The sequence below is a fragment of the Microbulbifer variabilis ATCC 700307 genome (assembly GCF_000380565.1).
GTDB classification, from domain to species: Bacteria; Pseudomonadota; Gammaproteobacteria; order Pseudomonadales; family Cellvibrionaceae; genus Microbulbifer; species Microbulbifer variabilis.
In genome coordinates, this window is the sequence record NZ_AQYJ01000027.1 from 534,775 (window position 1) to 553,825 (window position 19,051).

The window sequence follows — 19,051 nt, forward strand, 5'->3', positions numbered from 1 at the left end:
TATCTGTAACTTGCCCTCTGGGCGAGTGATGGAATTTCTGTTCCCATAAGAACCTAAAGAATTGCTGGGAGTTGCTTATGCAGTGGGATTTACCGACACCCTTTACGCGCAGAGTGACCGTAGGTACACACCATGTAGATGGCCTGCGCCATGCCAACAATGCGGAATATGTGCACTGGTGTGAAGCTACAGCCTGGGCTCACAGTGCTGAATTGGGATTAGATGTCACGAATTACCAGGATCTCGACCGGGGAATGGCCATTCGCCACGGAGAGTATGACTATATACTGGCGGCGAGAGAGGGGGATGAACTGGTATTTGGCACCTGGCTGACAGAAGTGGATGGGCGCCTGAATATGACCCGCCGCTTTCAAGTCTTTCGCGCCGCCGATGGGGCACTGGTATTGCGGGCCCAGTGGCGGATGGTGTGCATCGAGCTGTCCAGTGGTAGGCCGAAACGTATGCCGGCGATCTTCAAGGAAATTTACAGTCCGGCAGTTATTGCCCCGGAGGCTGAGGAATATGAGTGAAGAGTTTGTAACCCTGACAGAGAATACAGGGGCACTTAAGGACAAGACCATTTTTATCACCGGCGCCAGCCGAGGTATTGGTCGTGCTATAGCGCTGAAGTGCGCAGCGGACGGCGCAAACATTGTGATTGCTGCCAAGTCGGCAGAACCACATCCAAAGCTGCCCGGCACCATCTTCTCGGTCGCCCAGGAGGTTGAGGGCTCTGGTGGCAAGGCCTTGGCCCTGCAGGTGGATGTGCGTGATGAGCAGCGGGTTCAGGACGCGATGGCTCAGGCTGCAGACAGGTTTGGGGGTATCGACGCGGTGATCAATAATGCCGGCGCGATCAACCTGACCAATGTAGAGTCCACCCCGCCCAAGCGCTACGACCTGATGCAGAACATCAACAGTCGCGCAGTGTATCTGACGGCTCACTTGGCAATTCCCTACCTTAAGAAGTCTGACAACGCCCATATTCTCAGCTTGTGCCCCCCGCTGAATTTACAGCCCAAGTGGTTGGGGCCCTTTGCCCCCTATGCCCTTTCCAAATTCGGTATGACCATCTTGAGTTTGGGGTTGGCTGAAGAGCTGCGTGAGGCGGGAGTTAGCGTGAATACTTTATGGCCGCGTACGTTGGTGGCTACTGCGGCAATCGAATTTGCGGTGGGCAACCGCGAGATGTTCGAACAGAGCCGCAAACCGGCGATCATGGCGGATGCTGCTTACGAAATACTGGCGACTGAGAAAGGTACTCTTACTGGACGCCAGTTAATCGATGAAGAGCTTCTGGTGGAGCGCGGTGTAAAGGACTTCACCGACTATGCTCACAACCCGTCCAATGCGGGGGAATTAACTAAGGATTTATTTCTAGACTGACGCTGGCAGGGGGTATTTCGTGAGCAGCGACAGCAAGTTATTTAAAGACGCCCTCGGTGAACTGGGGGGGGTTAAACCACTGGTGCAGGAGCGCCGGGTGACATTGCGCAAGGAAGGTGAAACACCTGAGCAAATCCTGCGTGAGCGCCGCGCTGCGGCCACTCGCAAGACTGAGCGTGAAATGAACCCCCTCTCCGGCGAGTATGTTGAGCTGGTGGCACCCTGGGACCCTATTGAGTTTAAGCGGGATGGGGTGCAAAACGGGGTATTCCGCAATCTGCGTCTGGGTAAGTACACAGTGGATGCTCGCCTGGATTTGCATCGCCACTCTGTGGAGATGGCGCGTAGTATCGTCGTGGAATTTGTGCGGGATTGTGTGGAGGCGGACGTACGCTGTGCCCTGATCACTCATGGAAAAGGGGAGGGACGTAAGCAGCCGGCGCTTTTGAAAAGCTGTATTAATCACTGGTTGCCGCAACTGGATGAGGTTCTAGCTTTCCACAGTGCGCAGAAGCAACATGGTGGTATGGGTGCGACCTATTTGTTACTACGCAAGAGTGAGCGCAAGCGGCAGGAAAACCTGGAGAGGCACCAGCGTCGCCGTTTGTAGGTGCGCCGTGGTCATGTTTTTGTCACTTTTTGAAAGTATGATGCGCGGCATAGAGGCTTTCTTAAGTGAATGCGCATCTGACTCATCTTTTTGATTCTTCTTGATTGTAATATTGGCGACTCTTTGGGTCGCCTTTTTTATGCTTGTAACCTTTGTGTAGAGTGATCTTAGCGCATGATTTCATCAACCCGATTAAATTCGAGCCGGGTATTGCTGTCGCGACTACTCATAATCAATTTGTCCCCAACGACTTCGAGGAGTCGGGCTTTGCGCAGTGCCTTCAGGTAGTCGGCCTCCAGCTCATCACTGGGATGGGCCCGGCCTTTACGTGAGATGGCCGGGACTGTTGACCAGGACAGAGCACCGTTGCTCTCCAGGGAAAAGCGTCCCAGGTAGGGGTTTACACCGCCGCTTCCGCGTACAAAACCAAAGCGGTCACAGGTGAAAAAAGGTCTTTCGCGCCAAAATTTCCGCCATATGAGTAGGTACTCATAGGTATGTTCGCCATCTTTCAGACTGGACAGAACCCACTCGTGATTACAGGCAGACCAGGCTGAATGTCGGAGAGGCTGGGGTTCACTGGGGGCGTCAAAGGACATACACCCGGAAAGAAGCAGGGCGAGCAGGCTTGGAATCATAAGCTGCAAGCGTAAGTGATCTCGCGGCATGATGTCGTTCTCGTAAGTATTGCGACATTTAATCGTAAAAACTACCAGCGGTCTGTGGTGGCGTTCAAGGTCCTGCACGGACATATTCAATATATATATCACCGGAAGCATCGCGCAGGATCAGGCGTTTTCCCCGGGATTTGGTAAAAGCTTGGCGGGTGCCGGAGAGCGCCCGCAGGTAAGTATGTTCCTGTTGCAGCAGCTGGGGTGGACCGCCCATTTTGGTAGATACAAAGCTGGAGGTGTCCCACAACATCTGGCCGTTGGCCGTAATTTGTAATTCCCCACGATAGGTATTGATGCCGCTGCGGCCCATTACATTGCCATCGGGGTTGCACAGGAATGTGAAGTTTTCCGGTTTTTGTACCGGGATAGCGGCCCCGTTAACTCGCAGGCGCACCAACTGCCACTTTTTACCGCATACACTCTGCGGGTTCCCCGCATTTTGTATGACTCTCGCTTCCTCCGAACCGGTTGCCAGGCATCCGCCAATTACCAGCAGGGCTCCCAGTAGCCAAATTTGCACCAACCTGCTCATTGGCGAATAACTCCCTTATTCCGATTTTCGTTTTCCCGCTTTGTCCAATATATCCAGCCGGAATCTGCCTCATATATAAGCCTAGTAATTGCCTGCGATAGGGAGTCGACAGGAGTGACAAGCTATGCTTCCACTGAGATGGGGGTAGGGATTTGCGGATAAATACAGACATGATCAGACGCACGAAAATTGTCGCCACACTCGGTCCCGCGAGTGACCAGAGCGATACTCTCTGCCAGTTGATTGCGGAGGGAGTCAATATGGTACGCCTCAATTTTTCCCATGGTGTTTCCGCAGATCACCGCCGCCGGGCCGAACAGGTTCGTGCTGAGGCGGCGCGGCAGGGGTGTCATGTTGCGATTCTCGGTGATTTGCAGGGACCTAAAATTCGGGTGGGCAAATTTGGCGATGGTCGAGTTTTACTGGAGAGCGGTTCGGAATTTGTCCTCGACCCCAACCGAGCGGATGCGGGTGGCGATGCCAATGGGGTATCGGTGGATTATCCCCAGTTAGCACAGGATTGTGTCCTCGGCGATTGCCTCTTATTGGACGATGGTCGCCTCAGTTTGCGAGTAAAAAAAATCGAAGGCACTGAAGTTATTACTGAAGTGGAGTCAGGGGGCTGGCTTTCGGATCGCAAAGGGATTAATAAACAAGGTGGAGGACTCACAGCCCCGGCCTTGACTGAAAAAGACCTGCGGGATATTCAGGTAGCCGCGGAGTTGCAACTGGATTACCTGGCTGTTTCCTTTCCCCGTGAGGCTCAGGATATTCACCGGGCGCGGGAACTCCTGCAACAGGCTGGCGGCACTTCCCAAATCATCGCCAAAATAGAGCGTGCTGAAGCGGTTTCCAGTGATGCGCATTTGGAAAAATTAATCCTGGCAAGCGACGCAATAATGGTGGCACGCGGTGACTTGGCGGTAGAGATTGGCGATGCGGAGTTAATGGGGGTACAAAAACACCTGATTAAATTTGCGCGCTACCTGAATCGCACAGTAATCACCGCTACTCAAATGATGGAGTCGATGATTTCCAGCCCAGTGCCGACAAGGGCCGAAGTGTGTGATGTTGCCAATGCTGTCCTGGATGGTACTGATGCGGTAATGCTCTCGGCGGAAACTGCCAGCGGTCGTTACCCGGTGGAGACTGTGCGGCATATGGCTGAGGTGATTATTGGGGCGGAAAAACACCGTGCTACCCAGAGGCCCTCAGATATTTTACGTGGTAATTATCCGGCTGGTGATGCTTGTATTGCTGTGGCTGCTATTACCATTGCGAATCATTGCAGGGATATCAAGGCGATTATCTGCCAGACCGAAACCGGAAATACTGCTCTACTGATGTCACGGGTCCGTTCGGTAATCCCCATTTATGCCTTTTGCCGACACCGCCGTATCTGTAACCGTGTGGCGCTTTACCGGGGCGTCGACCCGGTATTGATGGCAGTTGCGGGCATGGATGGACCCTCCAGGGACCAAAAGGCAATAGGCCACCTGAAGCAGAGGAAGCTGTTAATGCCAGGAGATTTCGTTTTGGTTTCGCGAGGCTATCAACAGGATATTGGTGGCCACACAGATACCCTGCGGGTTGTTCGCGTTGAGTAAAACTCATCTTACTCAACTGTTAATTTCAAATTTAAATAAAAATCGGAGTATTTAAATCTATTTTTAGCCGGAGCGGCTACAACGTACCAGGGTCTTAGTTTCCAATTCCTGCTCTACACAGTGAAATTTTTGCCCGTTCAAGGACAATGACTTGGGGCTTCCCTTGGGCGCGGTTGTCGAACAACCGGCAACTCCTGTTGCCAGGGCCACGGTAAGCAGAAGCAGTAGTAATTTCTGCACCGCAGTTACCTCTTGACTTGCAATGAGTTGCACAAGCTTGTGATGTGTCTTTTCTCAGATTAGAGGGAATAAATGTCAAAGTGAGGAAATAAGCGACATTTTGTAAATTGTGGCGACACTTATCGCAAGTGATGAGGTGAAGATATCTTATCGAAACTTTCAATTTCTAGAGCATTGGTTTTTTGAGGCCCAGATTTCAGGGTTGCGTTCACTTTAAAGACCAATGTCTGTCCCGCTTTTTTAGTGCCCCACCGGGACTTGGAAAAATCCCGGTGGGGTAAAAATTTTTATAACAGCGGATGATTAGCGTCTCCCGCGGTAATGCCCTCCACGAACGCGATGATACCCGCGATGCCCTCTGTAACCGCGATGTCCTCTATACCCGCGATGGCTGCGATACACACGGTGGCCGCGATATCCGCCATGGTAGGCGCGAACACGCAGGTAGGATGGTCTGGGAGAGTAGAAGCGGTTGTAGTAAGGCAGCCCACGATAGTAGTACCTCGCACGATAGCGAGGATTTCCGCGGAGCGCGGGGGAGCGGTAATAGGAGTAGGCTCCGCCATAGTAGTAGCCGTAGCGCGGTGTTGCCCGGTAGTACTGGTAAACCGGCGTTCGGTAGGAGACATAAATATTACTTGAAGGGTAGTAGTTGGGGGTGGCGTAAGGGTATACGTAAGAGGAGGTATAGGCGATTCCCCCCCCACTGTAATAGCCACCATAACCTCCGGTTGTACAGGCCCCTAAGGTGAGGCCCACACATACCGTGGCGGTGATAATCACCGACTTCACAGCTCTATTCATAGTGCTTTCTCCGGTAAGTGGAATTTCCCCCCGGAGAGGCCGTGCCCACAGGGGGCAAGCCCCTTGTGTGTGCCAATCTGGCGAACACTAAATTTCGGGATTAGTAGGGCCTGGCGCGGAAGCGTGGGTCGGGAGGATCAAGCACCTGAAAGCCTCTGTTCACTACTGCCGGTGGTCTCAGGCGGTAGAAATTGCCGTCCCAGTAGAAATTACAATGCTGCACGTTGTGACAGGTGCCATCGGGGTGGCAGTGGGCATAGCGACCACGCAGGTTGTAATAGGTCTTACTGTAATAAGGGCTGTATCCGTAATAACTGGCTGAACAATCGTAACTCCCACATGGGTAGCCGGAACCACTGCAAGCAGAGAGGGAAGCTCCCGCTGCGATTGCCAGTGCAAAGCCAGAGCCACAGAGCAGCCTTCTGGACAGCGATTTCATCAAGACCTCCACGCCTTTTGGCGGGTAAAACGTCTAATAATCAGCCTAGCACTTTTGTCGCAAAAATCATCATGAAGTAAAAAAAATGTTCTAGTAGGGGATTGGCGGGCAAATTGGTAATGAGATGAGACGAATGGAAAGTCCCACTTCTGAGAGGCGGTTGTCTGGAGCAAAAACGGTAAGGTGGGGAGGGGGGTAAAACCACTAAATATTCACAAAATACCGGGATGGAATATCGCCGATATTTTGTGAGAAAGGCTCCTGCCAGCCTTGCTGGTTGCGGGAGCTAAATCGAATTATTTGGCGCTCGGCAGTACTAACGGGCTTACAGCATCGAGGTAAGCGCCGCTGCTTAGTAGCTGTTTAGCATCTTCAATATCCGGAGCAAAGTAACGGTCTTTATCATAGAAAGGCACTCGCTCGCGCAGTTTTGTCTTCGCCGATTCCAGTTTTTCTGTGGACTTTAATGGAGCGCGAAAATCCAACCCCTGGCAAGCTGCGAGTAATTCCACAGCCAAAATACCACAGGTATTGTCGGCCATTTCCCGCAGGCGGCGGCCGGCAAAAGTCGCCATGGAAACGTGGTCTTCCTGGTTTGCGGAAGTGGGCAGGGAGTCCACGCTGGCAGGATGTGCCATGGATTTATTTTCACTGGCCAATGCGGCAGAAGTAACCTGGGCGATCATAAAGCCAGAGTTTACCCCGCCATTTTCCACCAGGAACGGGGGCAGGCCGGACAGGTTGCTGTCGATCAGCAGGGCCATACGGCGTTCGGATAGCGAGCCGATTTCTGCCAGTGCCAACGCCAGGTTATCGGCGACCATGGCCACTGGTTCCGCGTGAAAATTACCGCCGGAAATAATGTCAGAGTTATCCGGGTTTTTCTCGTCGGTAAATACCAGTGGGTTGTCGGAAACACCATTTGCTTCGGCCAGCAGTACTTCAGCGGCAAAGCGCATTTGTTGCAGACAGGCGCCCATTACCTGGGGCTGGCAGCGCAAGGAGTAGGGATCTTGCACTTTCTCGCAAAACTGATGTGAATCACCGATCTGGCTATTTTCACCGAGCAGGTCGCGGTAAACGGCGGCGACATCCCGCTGTGCCTGTTGGCCACGGGCGTTGTGGATACGGTCGTCGAAGGGACGGCGTGAGCCCTTGGCGGCTTCCAGTGTCATGGCACCGGTAACCAGTGCGCCGGCGAATAAATCCTCGCTGGCGAACAGGCCGAGCAGAGCAAAGGCGGTGGAAGCCTGGGTGCCGTTTAGCAGGGCGAGGCCCTCTTTGGGAGCCAGGGTGATAGGCTCCAGGCCTGCGGCTTTCAGGCCCTCATGGGCATGCTTGCGTACGCCTTTAATAAATACTTCACCTTCGCCCAGCAGTACCACACTCATATGGGCCAGCGGTGCCAAGTCACCTGAAGCACCTACAGAGCCCTTTTCGGGAATTGCAGGGTAAACGCCTGCATTAACCAGTTGTATCAGTGCTTCAATAACCTGAGGGCGCACGCCGGAAAAACCGCGGGCCAGGGAGTTGATTTTCAGTACCATCAGCAAGCGTACGGTAGCTTCGCTCATAAAGTTGCCGGTGCCGGCGGCATGGCTCAGTACAATAGCGCGTTGCAGGTTTTCCAGGTCGTGCTTTTCAATGCGAGTGTTGGCGAGTAGGCCAAAACCGGTATTGATACCGTATACCGTGCGGCCTTCGGTAATTACCTGGGCAACGGTGTGGGCAGAAGCTTCGATAGCGGGGTAGGCACTTTTTGCCAGGGACAGCTGCACCGACTCGCGAGCTACGCGGCGCAGTTGCGCAAGGCTTAACTGGCCGGGATCGATTTCCAATTGATACATAAATTAATTCACCAAAAAATATTTACTGCACTGGCGCCGGTAGTCCAGCCCGAAAAAATTATTCGGGCCGTAAGAGATTTCTACCGGCGGTATTTTTATTGCGGTAAAAAATCAGTCTTTCAGCATGGGCAGGTCGAGGCCCTGTTCTTTTGCACATTTTTTCGCGACTTCATAGCCGGCATCAGCGTGGCGCATTACGCCGGTGGCAGGGTCATTCCAGAGAACACGCTCGATACGCTTGCGCGCAGCTTCGGTGCCGTCACAGACAATCACCACACCTGAATGTTGGGAGAAGCCCATGCCGACACCACCACCGTGGTGCAGGGATACCCAGGTGGCACCGGAGGCGGTATTCAATAGGGCGTTTAGCAACGGCCAGTCGGAGACAGCATCGGAGCCATCCATCATGGCCTCTGTCTCGCGATTAGGGCTGGCCACTGAGCCGCTGTCTAGGTGATCGCGGCCGATAACCACTGGTGCTTCCAATTCGCCATTGGCGACCATTTCGTTAAATGCCAGAGCCAAGCGGGCACGATCTTTCAGACCAACCCAACAGATACGTGCGGGCAGTCCCTGGAAATGAATGCGCTCACGGGCCATATCAAGCCAGTTATGCAGCTGCGGATTGTCGGGGATCAACTCTTTAACTTTGGCATCGGTCTTGTAGATATCTTCCGGGTTGCCGGACAGGGCCGCCCAGCGGAAAGGGCCTACACCTTCACAGAACAGCGGGCGAATATAGGCGGGTACAAATCCGGGGAAGTCGAAGGCATTTTCCACACCCTCTTCGAGGGCCATCTGGCGAATATTGTTGCCGTAGTCGAGGGTGGCGGCGCCGCGCTTTTGCAGCTCCAGCATGGCTTCCACCTGGATTGCCATGGATTGCTTGGCCGCTTTTACCACCGCGGCCTCGTCTTTTTTCCGCATTTCTGCAGCGTATTCCATGGTCCAGCCTTTAGGCAGGTAACCATTTAAAGGGTCGTGTGCGGAAGTTTGGTCGGTAACTGAATCTGGCAGAATATTGCGCTGCACAATTTCCGGGAAAATATCGGCTGCGTTGCCCAGCAGGCCAACCGAAATGGCTTCGCCTTTTTCCATGGCCTCTTCAATCATTTGCAGCGCTTCGTCGAGACTGGTGGCTTTCCTGTCTACATAGCCAGTGCGCAAACGGAAATCGATACGGGTTTCATCGCACTCCACCGCGATCATACAGAAGCCTGCCATAGTGGCTGCCAGGGGCTGGGCGCCACCCATGCCGCCGAGGCCGCCGGTGAGAATCCATTTGCCTTTTGCTTCTCCGTTAAAATGTTTGCGTGCCACTGCTGCGAAGGTTTCATAGGTTCCCTGTACGATGCCTTGGGAGCCGATATAGATCCAGGAGCCGGCGGTCATCTGGCCATACATGGCCAGGCCTTTTTTATCCAGCTCGTTGAAGTGTTCCCAGTTGGCCCAGTGGGGAACCAGGTTGGAGTTGGCAATTAATACTCGCGGCGCATCGGCATGGGTTTTAAATACACCTACTGGCTTGCCAGACTGTACCAGCAGGGTCTCATCACCTTCCAGGCGCGTTAGCACTTCGACAATCTTGTCGTAGCACTCCCAGTCGCGTGCTGCGCGGCCGATACCACCATAAACCACCAGATCTTCCGGGCGCTCTGCAACTTCTGCATCCAGATTGTTCATTAACATGCGCAGGGGAGCTTCGGTAAGCCAGCTTTTAGCATTGAGCTTGGTGCCGTGAGGAGCGCGGATTTTACGACTTGGGTCGTGACGTTTATCGGTGGACATGGATTCCTCGCAAAATGAATTAGTTAAATTTCATGCGCCCTTATTGCTGGCTATTTGGCCAGTCGGCGATTTTTTTGATAAAGCAGTGTCTAGAATCTCAGTTGTGCACCCAGACGGTAGCGATTGCCCGGGTGTACTAAGCGCGCAAAGCTCACGGTGCCGGCGCTGCTCTTGGTGCGTCTCCATACCTGCAGGCATGCATCGCCGGTAGCTATTTCCAATGCGTAGGCAATGGATGCTTCTGCGGCGATCGCTTCAACAGTGGTATCCGCCTCGGTCAAAGGTGCAACCCTGGAAAGATAGGCGTTGGGCGTAGTGTGGGCGAAATCCTGCTGCAGGTATTCCGGGGCTAATGCAGGATTGGTGAAGCGCTCCTCCCATTGAATGGGCAGGCTGTTATCACAGTGCACAATAATGGAGTGAAAAACTTTGGCCTGTTCGGGCACTTCCAGGGCGCGCGCCACTTCAGCGCTGGCCATACACTGCTGTGCCAGCAAAATGCGGTTGCTGTAGCTGTGTCCGCGTGCCGAAATCTCATCGGCAATATTGCGCACTTCTAATAGGGAACTGGCAGGCACCGGCTCAGCAACAAAAGTGCCAAGCCCTTGGGAGCGCATCAGTACCCTTTCGTCGGTCAGTTCGCTCAGGGCGCGCCTGGCTGTCATACGACTGACACCAAACTCTTGCGCCAGCTGGTTCTCCGAGGGCACCTGGAAGTGGACGGGCCAAGCGCCAATTTCAATTTGTTGGCGGATATGGCGCTTAATCATCGCGTAGCGTGGTTCGCTTGCAGTATTCATAGACTCAGGTACAGTGTAATGAATGCTTGTATATGGTTGTATATACAATAGCTATTTCTGGCTACTATGGTGGCCAAAATGATGACTGTCAAGCCGGGGCTATGGTCTGTATCCTGAGTGCTTCGGTTTTGCCTGGCAGCTCAGCCGGGCATCTATGGTTTAAGAAGGAAAAGCGCGCCGCTAGAAGCTTATGACAGAACGCTGTGACCTACTGATTACGAATGTGAATGCCGCCACCATGGACCCCTCGATAGTGGGTGCATACGGTGCTGTGGAGGATGCTGCTGTAGCGGTAACCGGCGGCAAGATTGTCTGGTTGGGACCACGCCGGGAATTACCTGACTGCACCCCGGACGAGGTTATTGATGGTGAGGGCCAGTGGTTGACCCCAGGGCTAATCGACTGCCATACCCACCTTGTTTATGGCGGTCATCGGGCCGGGGAGTTTGCCCGCCGCCTGGGGGGAGAGAGCTATGAAGAAGTGGCCCGCTCCGGTGGTGGCATTATTTCTACAGTGCGCGCCACCCGTGCAGCCAGTGCCGAGCAGTTATATCGACTATCTGAACCGCGCCTTCATGCATTGATGTCCGAAGGGGTTACTACGGTAGAAATCAAATCCGGTTATGGCCTCGACCTGGATACCGAGCTAAAGCAACTGCGAACCGCCCGCCGCCTGGCCCAACATAATCCGGTAAATATAGTGACCAGCTGCCTGGCAGCTCATGCCCTGCCACCGGAATACGATGGTCGCCCTGATGAATATATTGACCTGATTTGTGAGCAGATACTACCAGCGGTGGCGCGAGAGCAGCTGGCAGATGCTGTAGATATGTTTTGCGAGACTATCGGTTTCTCCGTGGACCAATGTCAGCGGGTAATTGATGCTGCAAAGAAACTCGATTTACCTGTAAAGGTACATGCTGAACAGTTGGCTCGTACCGGCGCAACGGCTATGGCTGCCAAGGCTGGCGCATTATCCGTGGATCATATTGAATACATCAGCGATGCCGATGTACTGGCTATGGCTGAAAGCGGTACCGTGGCGGTATTGTTACCAGGTGCTTTTTATACCTTGCATGAGACCCAGGTCCCACCAGTTGAAAAGCTGCGTGGGGCGGGAGTGTGCATGGCTCTGTCCACTGACCTCAATCCCGGCAGCTGTCCAATCGCCTCTTTGCGTTTGATGATGAATATGGGTTGTAACTTATTTGGTCTAACTCCTGCCGAAGCACTTGCCGGTGTGACCCGATCAGCGGCACGAGCGTTGGGACTTTGTTGCTCTCGTGGCGTGCTGCGTCCGGGGCTACGCGCTGATATGGTTTTGTGGCCGATGGATACCCCAGACCTGCTGGCTTATGAAGTGGGTGCGCTGAAGCCCGCGCAAATTTTTCTCGGAGGTAGAGATGTTACAGCTGGCTGATATGCACCTGTGGAGTGGTCGCACTGATAGCGAAGATGGTCGCGCTGGTGAGCGTTGGCATCAACGGGTTACACCATTACAGCTGGATAATCCTCCTGGGATCGCCATTCTCGGTTTTGCCTCCGATGAGGGTGTTCGCCGTAATAAAGGGCGCATCGGTGCCGCCAAAGGCCCACGTATCCTGCGCCTGGCAATGGCTAACCTGCCTGCCACTTTTGAATTGCCTCTCTATGATGCAGGCAATGTTCGTGTTGAGCGTGAGGACTTGGAGTCTGGTCAGGCGTTACTGGGGGCGCGGATAAATGAGTTATTAGGTAATGGTCATTTCCCGTTAGTTTTGGGTGGTGGTCATGAGATTGCTTTTGGCAGCTATCAAGGTATCGCCCGCTGGATGCGTGAACAACAGCGGGACAAAACCCTGGGGGTTATTAATTTTGATGCGCATCTGGACCTGCGTATCCCCTCGCCAAAGGGGTCATCGGGGACGCCGTTTTACCAGATTGCTGAACAGTGCCAGATCAATGGTCGCCCTTTTAATTATCTGTGTGTCGGTGCGGCTGATAACGCCAATACACCAGCGCTGTATAACCGGGCAGGTGAGCTGGGTGCTGAGGTAATCCGCGATCGGGAAATCAGTAGCTGGAACCTGGATAAGGTAAAGGGGCAAATTCGCGCGTTTACCGATAGAGTAGATTTTGTCTATCTCACTGTGTGTCTGGATGTTCTGCCTGCTGCAGTGATGCCTGCTGTAAGTGCCCCCTCTGGCCGGGGGGTGTCACTTGATTTGTTGGAAGTGTTACTTGATACCGTGATCGATTCCAAGAAAGTTTGCCTTGCTGATATGGCTGAGTTTAATCCTTATTTCGATATTGAAGATCATGCTGCTCGCACTGCCGCCCGGCTAGGATTTCAAATTGTTAACCGCATGGCTGCTCTAAGGTGCTAGGGCCTGCCGTAATGAGAGAGCTCACTGGATAGTTACAATTTTCCTACAGGCGCTCTTAAAGTAGAAATTGAATTTATAAGACAGAGCTGGAATTTTTCATAAACTCCTAACAATTTATTCCAACTAGGATGTGCCTAGAACCGTTTATATGATTAAGAGTCTGGAAATCTCGCACCTCAAATTACTGGATACGTTGTTTAAGTATAGAAACTTATCCCTGGTTGCCGAAAATTTAGATATTTCACAGCAGGCTGTGAGCCTACAGTTAAAGAAAATTCGAACAATACTCGGCGATGCTCTGTTCGTGCGCTCGGGGCACGGCATGGTACCAACCAGCTATGCAAAGTTGATTGAACCAAAAATCTGTGAAATTCTAATATTGCTTAATGAGATGCCGGCGCCGGACTCAATTGACTTCACCAAATCAGAAAGAACGCTGGTTATATCTGCAACGGATTATGCACAAACTCTTGTCACTGGCGAGTTAGTTGCTGATCTCAGAGAGTATGCGCCTAAAATAAAAGTAATCATTAAAAATATTGAAAGTACGACACTTACTCAAAAAATGCATCAGGGGGAGATTGACCTTGCCTTCACCTCTGAAGGGTACGTTCCGAGTGGATTGATTGCCCGACCTCTGGCTACAGAAAAATACCTATGTATATCTTCAAATAGGGAAATTAGCTTTGAAAACTATCTACCTATAAGAAAACTAATGGACTACGACTTTGTCGTCACATCACCTGGAGTGGGCAGTTTTCGCGGTTCTGCTGATGGATGGCTTGAAAAGCAAGGTTTAAAAAGAAATGTTGCAATTTCTACACCTTCATTTTTTATAACAAAGGAATATCTGAAGAAGACCAATATGGTGGGTTTTATACCTTCACGCCTATTACCTTGTGAAGGACTATATGAAATACCCCTTGATAAATATCCTCCTGGTTATGAAATCGTCGCAGCGTTTCACCCCTCTGCTGAAAGTGACCCACTGATCAGTTGGGTTCTGGAAAAAGCCGTTAATTATTTGAGCTAATCAATAGTAGATTGCTTGTATCCGTAACAAGCCTGGCTCAATAGATCTGATAAGTCCATAGTCCTAGTATTGCTCTGTACTTTTTTTCAGGTTACAGAGTTTTATTTATGAATATTTTAAATATCAATCCTGAATCACTATATGATGGTGCGCCCTTTGGCCTGTCTCAAGGTAAAGTGGACGTTATCAGTGGCCTTATATTTATCTCCGGTCAGGTGGATTGGAATACCGACTATGAAGTGGTTAATAAAGATATTGAAGCCCAAGCAGAAAGTGCATTTGAAAATCTATTAGCGGTGTTAACTGAGGGAGATTCGTCAGTGAATAATCTGCTGCAGCTGCGTGTTTATATCAGAGGGGAGCTCAGTGAGCATATGCCTAAGATTGTACCGATACTGACAAAATATTTGGGCACAGCCCGTCCGGCGATCACTGGGATCGGTGTTGCATCATTGGCGTCACCGGATACTTTGGTCGAAATAGAAGCTTTAGCGCGTATATCATCTTAAGATCATAAAAAGTAGCCTCTTTGGGAGGCTACTTTTATCTGTTCCGGCCTTATTTTAGATGGTCCCTTAATTGAGCACCGGCCTGATCCAAAGAATCCTGTACTGCAGGGATATCACTCAACACATTCAACAGACCGTAGTCGTGAATCATGCCATTGTAGCGGACAGCAGTGACAGTTACGCCTGCTTCATTCAGCTTTCGGGCATAGGCCTCTCCTTCATCCCGAAGTACATCCATTTCTGCAGTTTGAACCATTGCGGGTGGTAACCCGCGTAACTGCTGAATGCTGGCACGCAGGGGCGATGCATAAATTTCAGCGCGTTGCTTCGGGTCAGTCGTGTAGCTATCCCAGAACCACTCCATCATATTTTTAGTCAGGAAGTGATCTGTAGCGAACGCCTCGTAAGACTGATTATTAAAGTTCGCATCCGTAACTGGCCATAACAATAGCTGGAATCGGAGCTTCGGAGTTCCCTTGTTTTTAGCCATTAAGGAAACGACGGCTGCCATATTACCACCTACGCTATTGCCAGCTACCGCAAGACGTGATCCATCAACTCCGATTTCCTTGCCATGATCTGCTACCCACTGAGTCGCCGCATAAGCTTGATGAATAGCAGTTGGATATTTTGCTTCCGGGGAGGGCGAGTAATCAACATAAACTGCTGCAGCGCCTGATCGGTTTACCAGATCACGAATCAGGCGTTCATGCGTGGGGTAATCACCCAGAACCCATCCGCCACCATGGAAATACATAAACACAGGTAGCTCGCCCTTGATGTTTTTGGGTTTAACCACGGTTAAGCGAATTTTCTCACCATTCACATGAATAATTCTATGAGAGACATCTGCCGGTGGGAGTGTTGCGCCCTGCTGTGCACCTACAAGAACAGCGCGGGCATCTCTTGGAGACATTTGCTCAATGGGCTTGCCACCACCTTGGGCCAGTGCATTAAGGAATTTCTGCGTATTTTGCTCCACACCAGGAGAAATGGCGGCGAAAGCTGAGATACCACCAATAGTAAAGAGAAGAGGGACCGCAAGCTTTGCAATACTAAGCTTTGTCATTACTAACACCTTCTGAAGAGTTCGCTACTGCAACTTGTCAAACAGATATATGCAGGCGCACATCGACGTTGCCGCGGGTTGCATTGGAGTAAGGGCAAACTTCTTCGTGAGCTGTGTTTGCAATTTTTTCAGCTGTAGCCTGATCGAGCCCGGGAATATTGATATAGAGGTCAATATCCAGGCCAAATCCATTGCCTTGTGGGCCGATACCAACTTCCGCACGCACAGTAGTCTCATCGGATACGTTTACCTTTTGCTTGCCGGCAACGAATTTGATCGCACCAATAAAGCAGGCTGAGTAGCCGGCTGCAAACAGTTGCTCCGGGTTGGTCCCTTCGCCACCAGAGCCGCCTAATTCCTTTGGCATGGACAGTTTTACGCTCAGGTGGCCATCGGAAGATTTGGCTTGGCCTTCACGGCCTCCGTTGGCAGTAGCTACGGCTTTATATAGGGTTTGCATAATCGTCTCCTCATGAATTTGTCATAAAAATCGGGGGTAGTGCCCTTGGGGCCGTGAGTGGCATACCCGAGGCACAAATAAATATTATTGCGATAACTATTATTGCGATAATTACTTTTGCCTATCAGGGCAATAGGTACTGCTAAGGTAGACGAAGTAAGGGGCCCCTGACGGGCCGAAGGGGTTTATGGTTTTAGGCTTTGGCGCAATACTTCAATCTGCTCTCTAAGCACCTTGGCAGATTGGCGGGTAAGGCCGCAAGCCAGTAAGACCTTCTCTGGGATCGACTCGGCCTCTTTTTGCATAGACTTGCCGCTGGTTGTCAGCTCAATAAATACCCTGCGTTCATCCCCAGGGTCGCGGTGACGGCTGATAAGTTTGAGGTTCTCCAGGCGCTTGATTACTGGAGTTAGGGCACCCTTGTCCTGCCCAAGGCGCTGACTCAGTTCCGTAGCGGTGATTTGATCTCCTTCCCAGAGAACCAGCATCAATAAGTATTGCGGATAGGTAATCCCCAGTTTTTCAAGCAGGGGTTTATACATCTTGCCCATCGCAAGAGATGCTGAATAGAGGCTAAAGCAGAGCTGGTTATCGAGTTTCTGGTCTTTGTTAATAGATTTCGCCATAGGCGCACCCTAGTTGCTGGTGGCAATGTTGTGCCAGTGTAGCGCAATAGAGTAGCTAATAGCTCTATCCATTATTCCGGAAATAGTGATAGAGGTAAGCCCAAAAAATATTGAAAACATTTTGTAAGGTTTTTGATGCCGCCGGTACAGTATCTTACATAGATGATGGAGTAGCCGGTGGAATCGCGGGATCAATTATTTCAACAAGCAATAGAGGAATATGCTGAAGGTATTTCTCGGGTGGTACATAGTTATGTACATTCCAGGGCTGAGCATGATGATCTACTACAGGAGATCTGGCTGGGATTATGGCGAGCTCTGCCCGCATTCCGGGGGGATGCCAGCCTTAAGACGTTTGTATATCGCATTGCGCAGAATCGCTGTGTAACAGAGATAGCCAGGCGAAAACCGCAGAATAGTTGTGGAGAGGAATTACTGGAGTTAGAGGATCATCAGCCTGGCCCCGCTGAGCGTTTGGCTGCTGAGCAAAAGTCGGATCGCTTGGTTCGTGCCGTGCAACGGTTACCCTTGGGACTACGACAAACATTGATTCTTCGTCTGGAGGGGTTGAGCTATGCAGAAATTTCTGAGGTGCTTGGTATCGGTGAATCCAATATTGCGGTACGGCTAAACAGAGCTAAAGAGCGCCTAAATATTTGTCTGTCAGGAGGTGAGAAGTGAGTGGGACAGATTCTGATAAGCAGTGGTTGGAGCTGGAAAAGATATGGAAGCAGCTGCCGGTAAATACAGAAGTTCCAGCTGCAATCCTTAAGTGGGTGCGTCGTCAGGAACGGCGTATGCGATTAGTGGTAGCCTTTGAGTGGCTTGTAGTGTTAGGAGTAGGTATCTATGTAGTAGTAGCGATACTCAATAAAGATCAATCCGATGTTATTTTACGGTTGGCTTTTGCGCTATCAATGCTTGCTTTGGCAGTTGGGTTCTCTATGACTAATCGTCGTGGCTTGTGGGCTCCATTAGAGGAATCGGCAAAAGCTTATGTAGATTTGGGTCTTCTCAGGTTAAAGCGCAAACGTAGAGAGGTTCATTTCAGCTGGTTCTTTTTATTTCTACAAATGTTTTTGATCGGTATATGGAGCTATGCAAGAGCTTATAGTGGTTCGACAGAACCCTTAATTCGCCATCCCCAGGAGGTCCTCATTGTTTTTTCGGGCTTTGTCGTTTTTCTGATTCTGTATAGTGTCTACATATATAGACGTACAGGAAGAGAAAAAATGGTGTTGAAGAGTTTTCAGAAAAAATATCTAAAATAACTGTAAAGAAATGGTTGCTGGTGGGACTGTAAAAAGAACAATCAATAATTAGGAATAAGGATATGTTTACAGATCTTGATCAGTTGGTAACTAGCTTCTTGGAAATCCTCAGTGGTGTCAGTGCGCTTACAGGTTTTATTTTTGTTACATTCTTTTTGCTGGTTTGTTTCTTGCCATCAATAGTTGCATTTTTTTTTAACCGAAAGCATTTCCCAAAGATCTTTGCAGCAAATGTTCCCGCAATACTTTCATGGATTGCCTGGTTTGCACTACTCGCTTGGGCGGTTACAGGTAAGCGGAGAAGTAAGGATAAAGGCCAGCAGATAAGTGCACATGATACAAGCACCATTGTAGAGGGAGATCGGACTATAAAAGCTTCTTCAGGGAAAAGCTTGTAGAGTTAATTTGTCAGCTACTTTTCAAGCAGGGAGGCCCTCATTTAGTAGGGCCTCGATACCAGGCATCGTCATCCCCCTTTCTTACAGTCTTTGCAGGCTAATTTTCAGGCAAAAATCTTTTTGAAATATTTTTCCAAAAAGTGCTTGCCGGCCCTCCCTGAAGTCCGTATAGTTCGCCTCCTCGCTGCTCAGGCAGCAGCGGGAAGGATGCTCCAAGTAATTGATTTTCTTAAGAAAATTTCTTCAAAAAGAGCTTGCCAAGCACGGAGAGGTCGCTATAATGCGCACCACTTCAAGCAAGGGCGGAAACAACCTTGCCGGGATTTGAAAAGCGCTTTGAGCAGTTCAAATCACCGAAAAAAAGCTGCAAAAAATCACTTGATTCAGCAGCCCGGATGTGTAGAATACGCGTCCCGCAGTTAGAGCCGAGCGCTCAACTGAGTTGTTTAAAAATTCGATCAAGCAATATGTGTGGGTGCTTACGGAGTGATGAATCGATACATCTAGCTTCGGCTAGAAAAAGATTTATCGGAAGTAAGTAACTCGAACAATTCGATTTACGTTTTATTCCGAGCAAGACTTAAGTCTGATC

General features: G+C 50.8%; 22 protein-coding genes. 11 read left to right on the forward strand and 11 right to left on the reverse strand.

From position 1 onward, the window contains the following. Nucleotides 1-77: 77 nt before the first annotated feature. The 3 genes from G367_RS0115565 to smrA are packed head-to-tail and all read left to right on the forward strand — an operon-like array spanning nt 78 to nt 1,996. Complete coding sequence (locus tag G367_RS0115565; protein WP_020414079.1) at nt 78-530, forward strand: acyl-CoA thioesterase; 453 nt, start codon at nt 78-80, stop codon at nt 528-530. Continuing rightward, on the forward strand, nt 523-1,386 hold the full coding sequence (locus tag G367_RS0115570; RefSeq protein WP_020414080.1) for an SDR family oxidoreductase: 864 nt from the start codon (nt 523-525) through the stop codon (nt 1,384-1,386). Before G367_RS0115565 ends, G367_RS0115570 begins: the two co-directional genes overlap by 8 nt. Nucleotides 1,387-1,405: 19 nt before the next feature. After that, entirely contained in the window at nt 1,406-1,996 is a 591-nt protein-coding gene (smrA, locus tag G367_RS0115575; protein ID WP_020414081.1) for a DNA endonuclease SmrA, read from the forward strand. A gap of 167 nt (nt 1,997-2,163) precedes the next feature. On the opposite strand, the gene G367_RS0115580 is transcribed toward smrA, so the two are convergent. Then, nucleotides 2,164-2,748, reverse strand: coding sequence for an META domain-containing protein (locus G367_RS0115580; protein WP_020414082.1), 585 nt, complete (start codon nt 2,746-2,748; stop codon nt 2,164-2,166). Next, the gene (locus G367_RS0115585; RefSeq protein WP_020414083.1) at nt 2,729-3,202 is read right to left on the reverse strand and encodes an META domain-containing protein; all 474 of its coding nucleotides are present in this window, start codon (nt 3,200-3,202) and stop codon (nt 2,729-2,731) included. Before G367_RS0115585 ends, G367_RS0115580 begins: the two co-directional genes overlap by 20 nt. 170 nt (nt 3,203-3,372) lie before the next feature. Here G367_RS0115585 and pyk point away from each other — a divergent pair, with 170 nt between their 5' ends. Beyond that, entirely contained in the window at nt 3,373-4,809 is a 1,437-nt protein-coding gene (gene pyk, locus G367_RS0115590; protein WP_020414084.1) for a pyruvate kinase, read from the forward strand. 63 nt (nt 4,810-4,872) lie between these two features. Here the strand turns inward: pyk and G367_RS26180 are convergent, their stop codons facing one another. From G367_RS26180 to hutC, 6 genes are all read right to left on the reverse strand, one after another. Beyond that, nucleotides 4,873-5,049 (reverse strand): hypothetical protein, encoded by a 177-nt coding sequence (locus G367_RS26180; RefSeq protein ID WP_020414085.1) that lies wholly within the window; start codon nt 5,047-5,049, stop codon nt 4,873-4,875. A gap of 303 nt (nt 5,050-5,352) precedes the next feature. Next, a complete protein-coding gene (locus G367_RS0115600; RefSeq protein ID WP_157533542.1) occupies nt 5,353-5,853 on the reverse strand; it encodes a hypothetical protein in 501 nt (166 codons plus the stop codon). Between the two features lie 100 nt (nt 5,854-5,953). Then, a complete protein-coding gene (locus tag G367_RS0115605) occupies nt 5,954-6,292 on the reverse strand; it encodes a hypothetical protein (RefSeq protein WP_020414087.1) in 339 nt (112 codons plus the stop codon). 296 nt (nt 6,293-6,588) lie between these two features. Continuing rightward, nucleotides 6,589-8,139, reverse strand: a complete 1,551-nt coding sequence (gene hutH / locus G367_RS0115610; protein ID WP_020414088.1) for a histidine ammonia-lyase — start codon at nt 8,137-8,139, stop codon at nt 6,589-6,591. 111 nt (nt 8,140-8,250) lie between these two features. Continuing rightward, nucleotides 8,251-9,927 (reverse strand): urocanate hydratase, encoded by a 1,677-nt coding sequence (gene hutU, locus G367_RS0115615; RefSeq protein WP_020414089.1) that lies wholly within the window; start codon nt 9,925-9,927, stop codon nt 8,251-8,253. Nucleotides 9,928-10,016: 89 nt separating this feature from the next. Further along, nucleotides 10,017-10,727 carry a histidine utilization transcriptional repressor HutC gene (gene hutC, locus G367_RS0115620; RefSeq protein WP_026305168.1) on the reverse strand — a complete coding sequence of 237 codons (711 nt, stop codon included), beginning with the start codon at nt 10,725-10,727 and terminating at the stop codon, nt 10,017-10,019. A 190-nt stretch (nt 10,728-10,917) separates the two neighbouring features. Here hutC and hutI point away from each other — a divergent pair, with 190 nt between their 5' ends. The 4 genes from hutI (at nt 10,918) to G367_RS0115645 (ending at nt 14,635) form a co-directional block, all read left to right on the forward strand. Next, complete coding sequence (gene hutI / locus G367_RS0115630) at nt 10,918-12,147, forward strand: imidazolonepropionase (RefSeq protein ID WP_020414092.1); 1,230 nt, start codon at nt 10,918-10,920, stop codon at nt 12,145-12,147. Further along, nucleotides 12,131-13,093, forward strand: a complete 963-nt coding sequence (hutG, locus tag G367_RS0115635; protein ID WP_020414093.1) for a formimidoylglutamase — start codon at nt 12,131-12,133, stop codon at nt 13,091-13,093. Before hutI ends, hutG begins: the two co-directional genes overlap by 17 nt. 148 nt (nt 13,094-13,241) lie before the next feature. Further along, nucleotides 13,242-14,126: a LysR family transcriptional regulator gene (locus tag G367_RS0115640; protein WP_020414094.1), complete on the forward strand. Its 885-nt coding sequence runs from the start codon at nt 13,242-13,244 to the stop codon at nt 14,124-14,126. A gap of 107 nt (nt 14,127-14,233) precedes the next feature. Continuing rightward, nucleotides 14,234-14,635 (forward strand): RidA family protein, encoded by a 402-nt coding sequence (locus tag G367_RS0115645; RefSeq protein WP_020414095.1) that lies wholly within the window; start codon nt 14,234-14,236, stop codon nt 14,633-14,635. A 49-nt stretch (nt 14,636-14,684) separates the two neighbouring features. On the opposite strand, the gene G367_RS0115650 is transcribed toward G367_RS0115645, so the two are convergent. The 3 genes from G367_RS0115650 to G367_RS0115660 form a co-directional block, all read right to left on the reverse strand. Then, complete coding sequence (locus G367_RS0115650) at nt 14,685-15,704, reverse strand: alpha/beta hydrolase (protein WP_020414096.1); 1,020 nt, start codon at nt 15,702-15,704, stop codon at nt 14,685-14,687. A 37-nt stretch (nt 15,705-15,741) separates the two neighbouring features. Continuing rightward, nucleotides 15,742-16,164, reverse strand: coding sequence for an organic hydroperoxide resistance protein (locus G367_RS0115655; RefSeq protein ID WP_020414097.1), 423 nt, complete (start codon nt 16,162-16,164; stop codon nt 15,742-15,744). A 185-nt stretch (nt 16,165-16,349) separates the two neighbouring features. Continuing rightward, complete coding sequence (locus tag G367_RS0115660; protein ID WP_020414098.1) at nt 16,350-16,790, reverse strand: MarR family winged helix-turn-helix transcriptional regulator; 441 nt, start codon at nt 16,788-16,790, stop codon at nt 16,350-16,352. A 177-nt stretch (nt 16,791-16,967) separates the two neighbouring features. On the opposite strand from G367_RS0115660, the gene G367_RS0115665 reads away from it, so the two are divergent. The 3 genes from G367_RS0115665 to G367_RS23990 all read left to right on the forward strand — a co-directional run bounded on the left by G367_RS0115665 (nt 16,968) and on the right by G367_RS23990 (nt 18,459). Continuing rightward, the gene (locus G367_RS0115665) at nt 16,968-17,471 is read left to right on the forward strand and encodes an RNA polymerase sigma factor (protein WP_020414099.1); all 504 of its coding nucleotides are present in this window, start codon (nt 16,968-16,970) and stop codon (nt 17,469-17,471) included. Then, nucleotides 17,468-18,061 carry a hypothetical protein gene (locus tag G367_RS0115670; protein WP_020414100.1) on the forward strand — a complete coding sequence of 198 codons (594 nt, stop codon included), beginning with the start codon at nt 17,468-17,470 and terminating at the stop codon, nt 18,059-18,061. The genes G367_RS0115665 and G367_RS0115670 overlap by 4 nt, the downstream gene beginning before the upstream one ends. Before the next feature lie 62 nt (nt 18,062-18,123). Beyond that, complete coding sequence (locus tag G367_RS23990) at nt 18,124-18,459, forward strand: superinfection immunity protein (protein WP_020414101.1); 336 nt, start codon at nt 18,124-18,126, stop codon at nt 18,457-18,459. Nucleotides 18,460-19,051: the final 592 nt, after the last annotated feature.